Source organism: Rhodococcus sp. WMMA185 (assembly GCF_001767395.1).
Taxonomy (GTDB): Bacteria; Actinomycetota; Actinomycetes; order Mycobacteriales; family Mycobacteriaceae; genus Rhodococcus_F.
In genome coordinates this window covers 1,556,952-1,572,717 of record NZ_CP017014.1, presented here as the reverse complement: position 1 = coordinate 1,572,717, position 15,766 = coordinate 1,556,952, and the positions used below count along the sequence as shown (strand labels likewise).

Below are 15,766 nucleotides of genomic sequence, written 5' to 3'. Positions count from 1 at the left end.
TTCGGGCGAGTCCAGCCGATCGCCTCTGTGTCGTTCATTGCGCCCCAGCAGCATCGAGAACGGTGCGGGGGTACAGCTGCGTCTTTCGACGCAGTACATCACCACCGTCAGCCCCTGCTACCGCAATCGCGGCATGGTGCGGGCGGCGTCGTCCAGGACCACCCAGAATTCGTGACCAGCCATGATCGCGCCGTCGTCGTCTGGGCGCAGCGCCGGGCGCATGGTGTCACGGCGCCGGTGATTGCTTGGCCGCGGCCCGTGTGGCATCAGGTAGGGCGATCACCCGCAGTGCCGACCGCAGCGATTGATACGTCCGCGCCCAGGCCCGCAACTCGTACTCACACGCATCGGCTTCCTCCAAATCACCCTCACCGATTGCTGTTTCCGCGGACTTCCGCCACTCAATCTCTCGTTCCTGCGTGATCTTCAAATACTCGAGGACTGCGTCCCGGTCATGGCCACACACCGTCGCGACCTCGTGCGCAGTGAGCAATCCGTGCCCGCCCGGATCGAGGTGGATCAGTGCCATCAGGGCCGGCGGGAGGCCCGGATCGTCCTCATCGTCCTCGGTCTGGTCGACTGTCAGCGCGGTCGATGGCGCGTCGCGTCGCTCGCTGAGCGGGCCGACGGCGGGCCGGCCCTCGACCGAGGGCGTGAACGGCCTGAACAGGTCGACCGCGCGGCGCAGGAGATCGGCAACTGCACGGTCGTACACGACGAATTTCACGACGCGGACGTTCGTCCGCGCGGCCCGAATGGCGGCGACGGCCTGCGTCACGGCGTCCCTCTTCGGCCACCTGCCCGAAGAGATGAGCGGGAGCGCGACCGTCTCGGCGCCGAGTTCGTCGGCGATAGCGAGGCTGCGCCGGTAGCACGACTGCAGCACCTCGCTGCGGTCCTCGCTCGACGAATACCGTGGCCCGACAGTATGGATCACCCACGTCGCATGCAGCTCTCCCGCCGTCGTCGCAACGGCTGCGCCCTCGGCGAGCCCGTCAGGCAACGACGTGGCCCGAAGGGTCCGGCACGCCTCGAGGATCGCCGGTCCCCCACCTTGGTGGATTGCGCCGGCCACCCCATCGCCGCCGAGTAGCGACGAGTTGGCGGTGTTGACGATGGCGTCCACCCTCTGCCGGGTGATGTCACCGTGTGCGATTTCGATGACGGTCATGCGGACTCCTTCGGTGTGGTGGCGACCTTCCACAGCCGCGGGTTCGGGCGCGCCCAGGGCATTGCTTCGAGAAGGTCATCGGGGTTGTGCCCCAACAGCATCGAATAACGCGCAGCCACCGCGGGGGTGCGGCTGCGTCCCTCGACGCAGTGCAGCGCTACGGTCAGCCCCTGCTGCCGCAATCGCAGCACGGTTCGGGCGGCATCGCCGATGACGAATTCGAGATTCGGGTTGCGTTCCTCGCCGGCATCGATCAGCCAGAACGGAATGTGCTCACCGGCGACCGGGGCGGTACCGGTGCGGCACAGGCTGACAACGGCGTCGAACCGGTCGTCGACTAGTAGGTCCGCTCCCCCCAGAACGACGCCGTCGTCATGCAGGTGCACCGCGCGGCGTCCGGTGTCGTAGCGCCCGTAGTCGACGGTGGGCGACGACGGCCACCCCTCGCGATCGTCGCCTCCCCACGCCGTGCGCACACCCAGACGCACCAGATCCTCCGCACGGTAGCCGGGCCAGCCGTGCAACATCCGGCGCCAGCGCGCCGGGACCGCCGATGCACCCCACCGCGCCCCGAGTAGCCCTCCGGCAATCGCTGCAGTCGTATCGGTGTCGTGACCGGCACGCACCGCCCGCTCCAGTGCCTGCTCGAGGTGCTCGGGCCCCGACGCGTCCGTGGTGGTGATGGCCCACCACGCGGTCAGCAGCGCATGGACAACCCATCCGTTGTTCGGGAAGTCCGCCGGTGCGCCCCGTTCGGCGAGGTCGAGTTGAGGCGCCCAGTACTCACGCGCCGACGCCGTGGCCTCCGCGAGGTATTCGCGTACACCGTCGAACGTGCCGTGTAAAACTGCGTGACGGATAGCGTAGGTCCACATCTCACACGCCTCGACAGCACGTTCGTCGTGATGGGTGAGCAAACTGATCGCCCGCGCCGCCCGCAGACACCCGTCAACGTCGCCGAGGTAGGCCAGCGCGACCGGGGCGGTCCGCATGAGCAACCCGTTGCCTCCCTTGCGCCCCGGAAGAGCCCAGGCGATCTGCCGCATCTCGTCAGCCGACGCGGGCCGGTTCGACAGAACTGCCGACGTCTGGATCCCAATGTCGGGCGGCCCCGACTCATACCACCGAACAAACTGCGCCGCAACCGCATCCAACCCCGGGCCACCGGATATGTCGACGCCGGTCGTGGCAACCTCCGCAATCGCGATCGCCATCGACGTATCGTCGGTCCACTCACCTGGGGCGAACGAACCGATTCCTCCACCGATCATCTCGATCGCCACATCGGGACCCGGCGTCGTGAACTCGTAGCCGGCACCGAGCGCATCACCGGCCGCGGTCGCGAGGAGCACTCCCGCGCCACGGTCGGTTCGTTCCTCGGACAACCTCACAGAACCCCCCTTTAGATCGCATTCGCTCTAAACATTAGATCACCATTGCGCTAATCTGCAAGGGTGACTCCACACGCCGCACCAACCGAGTGGCGCGATGCCGACGGCAAGGCGCTCACCGACTACCCCCGGCCGTCCGTAGCCGTCGACGTGGCGGTCCTCACCGTGCATGCCGGCCAGCTCCACGTCCTGGTTGTCGAAAGACCCGATGACGCTCTGGCACTTCCGGGTTCCTTCCTACGCCCCGGCGAGCGGCTGGCCGACGCGGCCGAACGCGCTCTGCGCACCAAGGCCGGACTGGTCGGCACCGACTTCCATCAGCTCGCGATGTTTGACTCCCCCGAACGCGACGCACGCGGATGGGTGCTGTCGATGGCGCACCGTGCGACACTGCGCCGCGACCAACTTCCGACCGACGCCACGCTGGTCCGCATCGACGGAAGGACGGCGACGGCGACGATGGCCTTCGACCACGCCGACATGGTCTCGCGCGCGGTCGACGATCTACGTGCCCGGTACGCTCGCCGGGTCGACCCATCTGGGCTGCTCGCCAACACCTTCACCGTGCTCGAACTCCGCCACCTGTACGAGACCGTCTTCGACCGGCCACTACCCAAGGATTCGTTCCGGCGACTCGTCATCGACGCGATCCAGGCAACCGGACAGATGTCGAGCAGCGGGGCCGGGCGGCCGGCCGAACTGTTCTGCCGTGGAGCAGACGCCGAGCTGTCAGCCGGAGCGGCTGGGATGCTTACAGATTGAACGGGACCGGCCTGCCGTACTCGGACTTGCCGGCGCGGCAGCAAGCGGCAGTGACGCATTCTCGTTCACTACCAACGACATCCGCTACGAGATGCAGGCGTTGCATTCACGCAATTCTCCGGCAACCACGAGTCAACCGCGTCAGGAGCGCGCCCGAGATCCCGTGACAGGGAGCCAACTCAGGGCGATACGAGCCCTGAGAGCGTTCCCTCCGGCAGGTGAATCCAGCCCTCACGTCCGACCACGCCCCGGTCCGGTTCTTCCGGCCCACACGTTCGCCCGAGGGCCGCTGCTCGGGCGATAACCGCCGCAACGACCGAGTCGAATGCGTCATCCGACGCCTCACAGGTCCCCCGGAAGGCACCGAAGTCCAAGCGTCCCATCTGCTCGGCTAAGTGCGCGACCATGTCGACCAGAGCCGCCCGATTGGCCGATCCCTTGTATCCACGGAACCGGCAGCCCCACTGCTGCAGCGCCGCCGCCGGATAGACCTCGACCACTGAACCGTCGACACGATCGACGTCAATGCCCGCCGCATCGAGTCGCGCCAGCAATCCGGCGCACCGGAGGGCGACGTGCGCAATCCGATCAGCCGAGACGCTGAGCGGCACGACCCCGGTCAACTCGTGGACAACACGATCGGTACGCCGGCGAACCAGGGGGAGCCGGCCCGCTCTACTCCCCAACTCGAGTTCGAGACGGGGTTGTCGCGCACGGTGAGCGCACACGAAGTCGACGAACGCATCGGGCCACCCGAAAGGTGCGTCGATCCCACACTTGTCGGCGCCGACGACCGCCTCGACTAGTTGCTCGTCGGTCGCACCGAGCCGGAGGCCAACCACACGAGCGGAGTCTTGGCTCCAATCGACCCACGCGACGGCCGTTTTCACGGGCTCGGCGGCCAGATCAATGCCCAATGTTCTCATGTTCAACCATCCGTGTTCGGGCGATCGATCGTACCGATCAGAGGGGAAGCGCGGACACCACCATCTAGTATTCGATCTCCTTCAGCGATCCCGGCACGAATCTTCTCAACAGAGTCACGCAGTCCGTCGGAGAGTAGAGCCTGTGCTACACCATCGATATCGGAGATCTCGTTCCGCGTCTCGGCGACCACCTGCGTCCACCCGGCGAGCGCAAGATTACTGGCTTCATTGACGAGCTTGTCCGCCTGAAGTTGGACGGCCGAGCGCTCCTGTTCCTCAGATTCTCGCTTGGCTCGATGTTCATCAATCATTCCGACTATCTCTACGGCGATCGGCAACACTGCGGCAGCGACTTGAACACGATCCCCAAGCGACAGAGCCTCCCGGCCGGATTTGCCAATCCTCGCGGCACCTACGGCGCCTCTCGCGGCCGTACCGGCCGGTCCGCGGCGTTCGTACTCGCGTAGCGCTTCGACCAGCGAGGTGCCGATTTTGTCCACAACCGGAGCAATCGCCTCGATCCGGGCGGCCGGAGCGGGGTCGCTTCCGTTGCGAAGTGCCGACGCGACCTCCTCGAGCTTTTTCCATGAGAGCTGCTTCTTCTGCCGCTCAGAGGACTTCGTCACGTCCTGCAGAAGCCGTTCGAGGTTTCGATAGTGCTTTTGATACCAGTTGTCCAGCGTCGACTGCAGGTCCGCCACAACTTCTTCTACGTTCCGCGATCCGCCAGCGAATGCCATCCTGACCGATTGCCCCAACACGCCATGCAAGTCCGCTCTGGCCGCGCTGTCAACGCTGCCAAGTGCTGTGACCGACTGCTGGTGCCGAACCGTGGCCTCATCGGCTGCGACGAGGAGGCTATTCGACTCCGCCAACTGGAGTTTCAGATTCTCCGTCACACTCCGAGCGACATTGCGCCAGTATCGCTCCTCCGTCGCTCCTCTGATGGCAGCGACACCCCGCTCTCCGACTCGCTCGAGTTCGCGCTCCAGGGCATCCATGCCGTCCCACTCGCGCGAGTCGTCCCAAATACCTGCTTCCACGTCTCTCGACGCGCCCGCGAACTGGGCGAAGTCCTGCGACACCACGTGAACGGGATAGTCGGACGAAAAGCCCAGAGATTCCCTGAGTTCCTCGATCTTCCGGCCTGCTAGCTGCCGATACCCGTCAAGATCGTCGTCCGGATCGACCCCCGCTTCATCGAAACGCGAGATCACAAACCACAGACTCTCTCCGGTCCAGCCACGACCGATGATCTCCTCGACTACATCGCGTTCACCGGTCGCCAACTGAGGGGAAACCGTGACGACGGCAATGTCGGTTAGGTTGATGGCTTCCCGAGCGAGTCTCGTGTTCGATTCGCCACGCACGTCTTCCGCCCCGACCGCGAGCCCAGGCGAGTCTCGCAGAAGGCAGCCGGCCCACTCCACTTGGTTGACGTCGAACGTCTCGTGCCGTCCACTGATGGTCAGCCAATCTGGCACTGTTACACCACCATCCACAAGAATTCGGCGAATCAACGAGCTCTTTCCGGTGTCATAAGATCCGAAGACCGTGACCAAAGGCTCGGATATCGAACTGAACTCGTTCCACTGCTCGCTGTAGTCACGGGCACGTGCTCCACTCGGCAGTGCATCGAGCCATTCCTTCACCTGCTGCACGTCCACTTTCGTCACTCCAAATCTCCTTCTTGGTGACGCAGATTCTCGCCCTCAGCCAGCAAGTGCTCGATGCCCGAGAGCAACTTCTCCTGAGCTTCGATCTCGACCATCGCCACCGACTGTTGGAGCTCGAGATCACTCTTGTGTTCAGTTAGCGCGCACACACACTCCTGGAGAAGGGGCAACGGGCCGTCGTTGGCATCTCCGCTCAACACGCGACTCACTAGGTCGGCCTCATTACGGGAAATGAAGTTTGCCGCATCGGCGCGGTACTTCTCGCGGTCCTTCTTGGCACTCTCGTCTTTGACCATTGCGTAGCCGTCGGCGGCCACCCCGACCGCAGCCAGGATCGGAGCGGCCTTAGCCACCCTACCGGCCGCTTTGACCGCACCCCAAGGCTTGAATTTCACTCCGATCGCCTTGCCGATCCCGTAAACGGTGTCGCGCTTGGCAATCGCCTTCGCGACCTTCGAGCCCTCCTTGGCGGCGCGCGCGATCCATTTGCCAACAGCCATCTCCGCAGTCTGTGGTCCCGCGAAACGATCCTCGGTTTTGAATGCCGTGGCCCTGAAGCTCCAGGACTCCATTTCACGGCCGATGACCGACGAGTGAACTCGAGCCCACTGCTCAATATCTCTCAACGAGTCGATCACGACTTGTTCGATATCCGACTGGAGTTTGCCGTCCTCCCACCACGCGTTCGACGTTGAAACCAGCTTGTGGATTTCCGCCGGACCCGCGTTGTGCACTTCCTCTCGGGCCTTGCTCGCATGCGGATCAACAGTGCGACGCACACGCTCACGAATCGATGACTCCAGCAGTCGACTGTCCTGCTCGCTGTTCTCGACCGACTGCAGCAGCGAGGTTAGTGCCTCAGTTTCTGATCGAAGTTCCCGCAACGTCTTCCCGATCTGAACACGCGCATGAAGCAGGGCGCTCAATGCCGCATCGAGGCGTGCACCCGCGGCACCTGCACGCCCTTGCTCCGCGGAGAACGAGTCGAGAACCCGCACCAGTGAATCAGCTCCATCCCAATCGCGATGTTGACTGAAGTCCGCGCGACTCACGTCTGTCCGCGCACCTACCTCCCCGAACGGGTCACCTGACAAGGTATGCACTTGAACTGGATCCACCTGGATGCCACGCGATCGCAGCGCTGCTACGAGCTCAGCTTCCTTCCGACGCTTCAGCAGGAGGAAGTCCTCAGGCGCGACGAGAGGATCAACACCCAACTCGTCGCACCGGTTGATCAGATAGATTATCCGGCCCCCTTTGGCAACAGTGCGCTCCGTTCCCCCGGCCATCGCCTCGAGCAGCGACATATCTCCGATGAGTAGGTTGACGTGCAGCACGATCAACACCAGTGCGGCGCTGGTCGCGGCGTTTAGCGCAACTTCATCGTGGTCACTATTGCCGTTCTGGAGACCCGGGGTGTCGCGAAGTCGAACCCAACTCAACTCGTAGGTATGCACGGTGTCTGTAGCGGCACTACCCCGTATGTGCAGGTCGTTTTGGAACCCCTGCACCCAACTCCACCAGAAGTCGCTTGACCAGGCTGGATTTCCCCGAGCTGTAATCACCCAGAACAGCGACGGTCGGCTTCTCGTCCTGCCGGTCACGCAAGTCGCCGACCTGCCCAATCATCCGCGAATCGCTCGCGATGAAAGCCTCGATCACACGAGCCAGATCTACGACCGCGGCGTGTGAGGTGCCCCATGCACGGCCCAGAGCCCGTCCGAGATCACTTCGATCGGCCGCACTCTGCTCGGTGAATATCAACTGATGCTGCTGATCCGTTGCGTCTTCGTCGGTCGAGGTGCCGGCATCTTCGAGCCAATCTTCCCCCAACCACACGCGACGACCGAACGCTGAGTCGCTTGAGCCGAGCATTGCGAACGCGCCTGACTGTAGGGCCAGATGCTGTTCCAGTACACGGGCGCGTGCCCGCGCGACAACGATCTCGGCGCCATCCGATTTCGGTATCGCCGATGATGCTTGTCGGAGGAGGAGTGTCAGCTTCCCCAAAGCCGACCGATTCCTTCGCAACGCGACAGCCTCCGTCGCCGTCTCCCTGAAAATCGGCGCAGCCTCCTGCCATGCCAGCTCTCTACCCTCCGCTAGCATCTCTCGTTCCATCCGGTCGTAGGTCTGGTGAACCGCTCCCCTACATTCGCGCACGGCCAAGGATTTTGCTGCTGTGCTCTGCCGTTCTGCACTCTCCGCAGCGCGCGAGCCGAGATTCTTGCTCAGCTCCGAGACCGCACCCAGCGCGATCACGGCGGCGGTCGAAGCCCACCCAGCTGGGTTCCAAATGTTCACCACCGCAGGAACTGCGGCAACCCCAGCTAGAGCACCCGTGGCCAGACCCCAGGATTTCATCGCTTGCCCAACGTTGCGCTTCTTTCGACCTGCCCGGCCATCCAGCGTCGCTGACTCGGTCGATTGTTCGGGCACGGGGGCCACGGCAGGCCCGGAGATTTGCAGTTCCCGCCAGAGGAACGCCGATGCCGACCTGAACACTTCCAATATGCCAGCCTCGATGTCCTCCTTCCTGAAGACGGTCCTTTCGAACCCGCTCTCATCAACAAGCGTGCCATCGCTGAATGCGGAGTCCACCAACTCGTCAGCCTTTCCGAGGGAATCCTCGCGCGGCCCGGATAAGTGTGATCTCAGTAGGTCGCCCACATACCTATCGAGACGGCCCTCGAGGTCGGATGTGAAACGGACTCCACGCGCCGCCTCCACTGCGGTGAGCAGGTCCGTCCCGTTGCTGCCGAGGTACTTCTTCCGGTCGGTTCCCTCGATGTATCCCAGCACGTCGAGAAGGTCCTCGATGCGCCGCTCGTTCGCAGCGATTCGTAGGTCGATGTCTCGTGTCAGCAGATCGAGTTCGTCGGCCTTGGTATCAAGCATTCCGCGCAGCCCCTCACGTAGCGCGGTTTTACGGAGCTCTGCCCCGCCTTCATCGATCGAGGCAGCGATCAGTTCTTCGAGCACGGCGAAGTTTGACCAGCGAGACAGGTAGTCGACACCGAACCGTTCGCGGTCCGACTCGAAGTTTGCCGCCGCTGGCCCTTTGAAGGGTGTAGCGGCACGAGAAAACAACGCGCGCCGACTCTGGACGGCGACAATGGACGTATCGGGCAGGCCGATTTTGGCCAACTCGGTCCGAATGTTGCCGACGTGCTCACGCACACTCCGCGACAGCGATTGCCGCGCCGATTCACTCGCAACTCTCGCAGGATGTCGCCACCGCAGATTGCGCACGTTCAGGACCGCCACAACGGGCTTTCCATACTCGCGAACCCACTCGGCGACCCTCGCGAACTCCGATGCCTGCTGACTCTGGGTGTCGAAGCACAGCAGCACCGTGTCGGCGACCTCAACGGCACGCCGGGCGGTTTCCTCGAGCTCGGCGCGCGACTGTGTGCGGCCCCAGCCGTTGATGCCCGGTGTGTCCCATAATCTGCATCCACGCCATGCGATCTCCGTGACGCCCGTGGTCCAGTCACTCTCGCCCGGCGACACATATTCGCCGTCGAGTTGACCGAACGCAGAAAGGAGCGTGCTCTTACCTGTGCCCGTCCTGCCGAAGAACGCGACATTGAAGGTGGACAGTGCATCACGTTGCCTGGCCAGGTGGGCACGGAGTGTCTCGCCGAACCCTTCGGCTACCCGGACGAGTTCACCCCCGAGACCGGATTCTGGCGCGACCTCCAACCCCGTGACCTCCTCGAGATCCTCGAGGAGAGACCCAATCATCCCGTCGAAGTCATCCAGTTCACGCTCACCACTTCGCACCGCCCTCTCGACGGCATCGAACAGCGCATCTCCAAAATCTTCCACGTGCCCTCCCCTCGGCCCTCCATCCAACAGGAGGTAGCTGTCTGGTTATACAGGCAAGGTCCGACGGTGGATCGCTGAAGCGCGATGTACGCCGGCCTGATTCGCCCGTAGCGCAACGAGCTGTTCGTGAACGGCGGGTCCCCCACTACCGGGGACCTGCCGTCTCGACGCCGCTACCGAACCCGAGCACGAGATCACACCCCGGGACTGGCCAGTTCATCGCGTCAATAGTCCAACCGACCACCAAGAACACTGGACTTTATCCGGAATTCTGTCGACTCATTGCGAATTGGCCGAATGCCAGCGTGTTCGCATCCTCCGAACGAGACCTACAACAGCGCTTTGGACTTGACCAAGTGCGCCGCACACTGTTTGGTACGCCTCTTGCGGCCGAACGTGCGCAACGTTTCACTGTCGAGATCGGCCTCGCTGATTCCTGGCGTGCGTCGCTGAAGGAACCTCATGGCATTGGCGATCTCAACCGGACTGACATGCAGGAAAGGGCGATCAACCTGGCTAGTGTTCGGTCTGAACTCAGCCCACACCTCTGGGTCAACGTCCGCGGGCCACACGAACTTGGCCTCGTCGATGACGAACCCAGCGGCCTTGACCTGACGTATGATCTTGGCGGCCCGATTGGCGTGGAGCTTCTGGAGGCCGAAGGAGGCGGCGATTAGCTGTGCGAGCCGGTCCATGCAAATCGGACCTTCGGCCTCTACGATCTCTACCGCGACCGCGCGAACCTTCTGCTTTGCGGCGACCTTTGGGAGGTCGTCAAGCACGGTTATGTCGCCGATCGGCACTAGTTCCCAGGGCTCGAACTCGAGGCGGCTGTCACCGACGACGCTGACCTGGTCAGACGGTTCGCGTGAATAGACCTCCGGGTCTGGGGTCACCACCTCCGGTTCATCGTCCGCGTCTGACTTGACCGCGGCTGGGGCTGGCTCTTCTTCCTCTGACTCCTTCTGCGGGGCGGACGAAACCGGCACTGGAACCGGAGCGATGCCCTGCTCCTCGACATACGCGATGAGGGCGCACTGCCGAAGTTCGTTCGCCTTGACCAACCCCGTAGCGTCGCCGAAGTGTTCCAGAAGGCGTACGGCGTAGTCATGCGCCCTCCAAGCGTCAAGACAGGTGAACGGGTCACCATGTGCACGGGAATTGCGCACGATAGTCAACTCGCGTCCAAGCGTTCCGACAGTCTGCCTGTTGTCGTCGAACGGGAACCCCAGGTTTCCAAGGCGTCGCGTGAGAATCTTCAACTGCGATTGAAGGTCAGTCGTGCTGTACACCTTCCGCGGCCTGCCCGCAATCTGGTCCAGTTGATCCAGAATCACCGTCCATGGATGGCTTCCCACGTCGGCCTCGAACTTGGCGGTGATGATCGGATCAAGTCGTTCGGCAAGGTGATCGAGGCCTTCGGTGACTGACAACTTGGGATCAAACGTCATTCGGTCGTCTCCTCCTACTAGGTGCGTCGTTGACCGTCTGCGGGTTGATCGCGCCCCAGCAGACGAGATGGAATCAGGCCATGGCCAGCCTTTCCGACGACCTCCTGACCGGCGGAGCTGGCTGCCCCCGATCGGTACGTGCGAGGACGCCGCAGCGCAACTCGCGGGAGGCAATCAGCACTTGGCTTGTGAGGCGGGCGGCTGGCTGAACCTTGGTTGATACCAGTAGCTCGGCAATCGCACCTTTCACGCCAGCCCATTTCTGTTCAGCAGGAGCCACGGTCGCAGCTAACTCGACCTGCTGCAGATACGGTCCGGAAATCGCCGCTCGGCCCTCATCGGGGCCGCAGACGGTGACCTGCCATTCAATGGGCGTCGGGTAGCCAACAACGAGTCGCACTGGACTCGCGGGTCGGTCCCACCGCTTGCGAAGGCCCTCCATGGTCGGGGCCGAGTCCGCCGACGCCCGCGATACTTCGAGCACGTTCGATCCCCAAGTAGATTCCACACGAGGGAGATTGACCGCGACAGGCCCTCCATCCGGAGGTGTCCAATCGATCCTGTTCGTGGAGGTTGCTTCGTCGAGGAAGGCCTCGATGTCGTATTCGTCGATGCTCGCGATCCGCCTTTCTCCGCCTCGAGCGGCCCAATGCCAGACGTAAGGCTAGTTTGTAGGGGATTACCCCAGGATCAGTAGAGGCTCTCGATGACCCGCTCAGCGGTTCCGGGGTTCCGGGGTTCCGGGGTTCCGGGGTTCCGGGGTTCCGGGGTTCCGGGGTTCCGGGGTTCCGGGGTTCCCTGAATGTTAGTAGGGCTGTTCGACATCGGCGGGTGCGGCCATCCTGACCTCGTCGAGGGCCAACGGCGGACCGAACCAATCGATGTAATCGGCGACCGCGATTTCGAGGTCACCGATCGACCTCCACGGGCCCTTGTTGAGCCTGCGTAACCGAACCGGTCGCCCGATCGTGCAGCAGACCCTTCCTCAGGTGTCGCTTCGAGCTGGTGAGGGCCTCTTCACAAGCCGATGGCCCTTGAGTGCGACGCCGCAACGCTCCAATTCGGCAGCCCACCCGACCTCGAGGCCGATACGTGTGGGTTCGCTATAGAGCCCGGCACGTACCTCCGCCGCCGTGAGTCGTCGATACTTTGGGGCCACAGGATCGTCTGCGGCCAGAAACTCTTCCTTGCGATGTAACAGCGGCTTGTTCGCTCTGTCAGCGAAAGATTGGTATTGGCTCTCGAGTGACGTCATGTCTACGCCATAAGTCCAATTCAGAGTTGGATGTGGATCCGAATCGAATTTCGGGTATGACGACCACGAGACCCGTCGACCACGATGATCCAACTTGAGAATGTTCCATCCTTCAGGCCTGCCGGCTGCGACGAAGCCGCAATGCTCGTAGAGGCGGAGAACCACGGGCATGGAGGGAGTCGCTCGTTGATGCACATAGAGTGCCGTCGCGGTCAATTTTCCGACGGAATTCCGCATTGCGCCCCGAATGTAGGTGTCGTCGCGAATTTTTAGTAGCAGCCTATCCGCCCGTGCGCATGCCTCTTGATAGCTACGGAAGCAGTTCTTTATATCTGCCTGAATCGAAACTGGCAAATCAACTAGCTGCGTACGTCCATTAAAGATTGATGTGCCGAGATACAGAAGTGTGTCGAGAGTTGTCCTTTTGACACCCTCTGCGACCTTATTTGGATCTGCACCTTTTTTGATCAGGCGAATCAGCGTGGAGTGGGAGATTTTTCCAAGCAGTGGAACTACGTCCGTGGGAATTTCCTCGAACATGGGAACTCTTCCACGCTTCTCGGTAAAGGAAACGACTTCAGCAAGCGCCGATACATAGTCTGCGCTGTCTGTCCAATTGAATTCGGAAATAGTGCCGCGAGCAAGATATGCCAGGCGGTCCTCCTCGCGGCGGAAGGCATAAACTACCCCAGGCACGGGGGACGCACAGTACCCATTCGTTACATTCTCGACCAAAGATCGCAGCTCGCGTGCGCTGTAGAAGTGCTGGAATGTGCCACGACTTGTGACTAGTCCGTCTCCGGCAGCATGACCTCGGAGCGGTTGCTGTTCCCAATCCATCCGGCAGCTGACGACAAGCGCCTTTCCAGCGAGCTGCCATGCAGTCGACAGCGCCTGCCGCCGCTCCTTCGGGTCTTCAATGACGTTCAGCACGTAGGTGAGCATGACGACGTCGTGCTCGTCCAACGGATTATCTGGCGAGAAAAAGGGGTCCCACCCGTGTGCCTCGATGCCCATCTGCTCGAGTCTGCGGACATCCTGACCGCGGCCGCATCCGTAGTCGAGAACGGTGTAGTCCTGCGTCAAGACGTCATCCAACAGAGCCTGCCGGAGAGGCATCGAGAGGCCGGAACGGCCAATAGCCGTGCGTTGCCGTTGGGTAGTCCATCCGGTTGCACCCGACATAACCAATTCCTTCCGCCGATACGTTTTGCGACTGCACCCCGCCGCACGCACGAATCAAGCCGACGAACGAAGCCTGCCAAGTCACGTATATCGTTGTGCGCGTTACGCTGTGATGCTGAGTATTATGCCGCGAATCGAACGGATTCGTCTAGCGACCTGGTCGAAAGCTTCTGGACCGTCATTGTGTAACAATCAAGCCGCAACGGCAAGACCTCATACCGGCGCTCGAACTCGGTCAACGGCACGGACTCAGCTCGCGTACGTGAAACTACCGGCTAGAGACGATCTGGCAATGATAGAAGATCACGTTCGCCGGATCAGCAGACGATTCTTGATAGGTCGGATGGAGGAGATCACTGTGTGTCTCGGTACCGAGCAATCGCTCGCCGTTGGCGGGCCTAGCGGGTCGCTGACGGCCTAGAGCCTCACCCGCAACCGGAACGGTTTGACTCGTACCTGAGCTTGCGTCAATCCACCGAAAGAGCAACTACTGAAGAGCTTCACGAGTTCACGTTCAGGCAGGTCTTCCCAATTTGTGGCTCTCGCCCCCAACGACTGTCTGCCCACAAGTTCATGGCAACTTCGGTTGCTTCTGGGTCAAGGGAGTCGCCACCTTCCTGGCTCTTCTACCTCCGTCGTCCCCTTGGCTGTATTTCAAGAACCTTCCTGATCACACGCAGTCGGCGTTGTATGTCCTGGATGACTTCGACGAGAACAGCAGCGGGATCACCGTTCTCCTCCATCTCCGCCTTGATGTCCGCGCTGCTAAGCGACCTCGTGTTGAAAATGTCGTCAGTCGAAGAGGCTATTTCACTGAAGTTTCGCGCCGACTGTTTGTTGTTGGTCACACCGAACACCTCGTCCAGCGCGGGTGGGAAGTCGACTTCGACACCCCACCACCGTTCCCACGGTTGGTAGCCGATTGCCAAGGACTGTTCGAGCTCGAGCTCGCGCCCGGCTCGCATGAGACTCACACCGACGTTTCGCGCAGCGTGCTTGCCGTAGGGCGTTGCTCCTGCGTTGCGGGGTTCTCTTGCCACAGCCTTCGCGACGCTGAAGCGAATCGTCACGGCGTGCATCCGACCGCCAGCACCCTCGACCTTACGTTGGAGTTGCCACGTGTCAGCATCTCCATCGGGTTCGAACATCGGCTCGCTATCGTAGGGGGCCGGAGTGCTCGACGGGGCCATGAGATAGAGAGGGTCATTGACCCGAGCATGCCTTTCCTTCGTCGTCTTCGACCTATCCCCAATGTCAAACTCGGCCAGACGAATGGTTACCCGGTTCCCGTAAAGGAACCGCCGGTACAAGCGACCGATGATGTCTTCGGACCGATCGATGATCGCTGACGCCCTCTTCCACAGGACTCGGTCGAGTTTCGACCAGACCACCAGTGTGCCCGACGATCCGACGGATTCGGCTAGGTCACGCCAGCTCTGCGGGACAGGGACAACTACGGGCACTGGAACCGTGCTTCGCTGTCCGTTCTCGATCTCGTCGAGATCGAGGAAGGTGTAGTTGGCACGGTCGGGTGAGTCGGTCCAAGACCAGACATCGACCCTCTTGGCTTGCGAGATAGACGCGCTCGGCAGACCCATTCCGAAGCGGCCGATACCGGAACGATCGTCGAGACGGGTCCCGTTGCCGAATTGAAGTGCCATCCGCAAGGTTTCGGCGTCCATCCCACAGCCATCGTCGAGCACACCGAGTTCTTTGATACGCGGTCGGTGCCGCCGTTGAACCAGATATTGATACTCGCCTGCGAGAAGCTCCACATGTTGGGCTCCGGCTTGGATGGCGTTGTCGATCAACTCAGCGATCGCATAGGTTGTGTTCTTGTACCCGTTATCCCGCATGGCAGCAATCGCGAGCCGGGTCGGCACCAGATCGAAATCAGAATTGTCAGGCATCCCACACATCTTCCCATCTCGAAAAAGCTTCGGACACACCGTCTAAACCGGCAGCGAGGTGTCGACGATCGTAACAACACGGGCCGATTCGTCACCTCCAGCTGCCACCCCGCGTGTCATCCGACCAACCATTTGACTTTTCCAGCATAGAAGATTTTTGGGTCAGGGTATGATCGCTGCACTGGTTCGAGGCGCATCCAGCCGGCAC

9 protein-coding genes and 1 pseudogene are annotated in these 15,766 nt (G+C 62.0%); 1 reads left to right on the top strand and 9 read right to left on the bottom strand.

The window, feature by feature from the left end:
• Positions 1–226: 226 nt before the first annotated feature.
• Positions 227–1,171, bottom strand: coding sequence for an O-acetyl-ADP-ribose deacetylase (locus tag BFN03_RS20935; protein WP_084385749.1), 945 nt, complete (start codon positions 1,169–1,171; stop codon positions 227–229).
• Between the two features lie 446 nt (positions 1,172–1,617).
• Positions 1,618–2,562: pseudogene (locus BFN03_RS07085) on the bottom strand (ADP-ribosylglycohydrolase family protein); the annotation flags it as partial.
• Between the two features lie 63 nt (positions 2,563–2,625).
• Here BFN03_RS07085 and BFN03_RS07080 point away from each other — a divergent pair.
• Positions 2,626–3,324: an NUDIX hydrolase gene (locus BFN03_RS07080; RefSeq protein WP_070378426.1), complete on the top strand. Its 699-nt coding sequence runs from the start codon at positions 2,626–2,628 to the stop codon at positions 3,322–3,324.
• A 179-nt stretch (positions 3,325–3,503) separates the two neighbouring features.
• Here BFN03_RS07080 and BFN03_RS07075 read toward each other — a convergent pair whose 3' ends face one another.
• The 7 genes from BFN03_RS07075 to BFN03_RS07040 form a co-directional block, all read right to left on the bottom strand.
• Positions 3,504–4,250: a DUF429 domain-containing protein gene (locus tag BFN03_RS07075; protein ID WP_070378425.1), complete on the bottom strand. Its 747-nt coding sequence runs from the start codon at positions 4,248–4,250 to the stop codon at positions 3,504–3,506.
• A gap of 2 nt (positions 4,251–4,252) precedes the next feature.
• Positions 4,253–5,926, bottom strand: a complete 1,674-nt coding sequence (locus tag BFN03_RS07070) for a GTPase domain-containing protein (protein WP_070378424.1) — start codon at positions 5,924–5,926, stop codon at positions 4,253–4,255.
• Positions 5,923–7,437 (bottom strand): LeoA/HP0731 family dynamin-like GTPase, encoded by a 1,515-nt coding sequence (locus tag BFN03_RS07065; RefSeq protein ID WP_157109570.1) that lies wholly within the window; start codon positions 7,435–7,437, stop codon positions 5,923–5,925. The genes BFN03_RS07070 and BFN03_RS07065 overlap by 4 nt, the downstream gene beginning before the upstream one ends.
• Complete coding sequence (locus BFN03_RS07060) at positions 7,400–9,757, bottom strand: GTPase (RefSeq protein WP_070378422.1); 2,358 nt, start codon at positions 9,755–9,757, stop codon at positions 7,400–7,402. The genes BFN03_RS07065 and BFN03_RS07060 overlap by 38 nt, the downstream gene beginning before the upstream one ends.
• A 329-nt stretch (positions 9,758–10,086) precedes the next feature.
• Positions 10,087–11,208, bottom strand: a complete 1,122-nt coding sequence (locus tag BFN03_RS07055) for a DUF3320 domain-containing protein (protein ID WP_070378421.1) — start codon at positions 11,206–11,208, stop codon at positions 10,087–10,089.
• Between the two features lie 985 nt (positions 11,209–12,193).
• Positions 12,194–13,648, bottom strand: a complete 1,455-nt coding sequence (locus tag BFN03_RS07045; RefSeq protein ID WP_070378419.1) for a DNA phosphorothioation-associated putative methyltransferase — start codon at positions 13,646–13,648, stop codon at positions 12,194–12,196.
• 626 nt (positions 13,649–14,274) lie between these two features.
• Complete coding sequence (locus BFN03_RS07040; RefSeq protein ID WP_070378418.1) at positions 14,275–15,558, bottom strand: ATP-binding protein; 1,284 nt, start codon at positions 15,556–15,558, stop codon at positions 14,275–14,277.
• Positions 15,559–15,766: the final 208 nt, after the last annotated feature.

Bases quoted from the DNA above. Each gene is read 5' to 3' on its own strand.
- BFN03_RS20935 (WP_084385749.1), bottom strand. From the start codon at position 1,171: ATGACCGTCATCGAAATCGCACACGGTGACATCACCCGGCAGAGGGTG.
- BFN03_RS07075 (WP_070378425.1), bottom strand. From the start codon at position 4,250: ATGAGAACATTGGGCATTGATCTGGCCGCCGAGCCCGTGAAAACGGCC.
- BFN03_RS07055 (WP_070378421.1), bottom strand. From the start codon at position 11,208: ATGACGTTTGATCCCAAGTTGTCAGTCACCGAAGGCCTCGATCACCTT.
- BFN03_RS07045 (WP_070378419.1), bottom strand. From the start codon at position 13,648: ATGTCGGGTGCAACCGGATGGACTACCCAACGGCAACGCACGGCTATT.
- BFN03_RS07040 (WP_070378418.1), bottom strand. From the start codon at position 15,558: ATGCCTGACAATTCTGATTTCGATCTGGTGCCGACCCGGCTCGCGATT.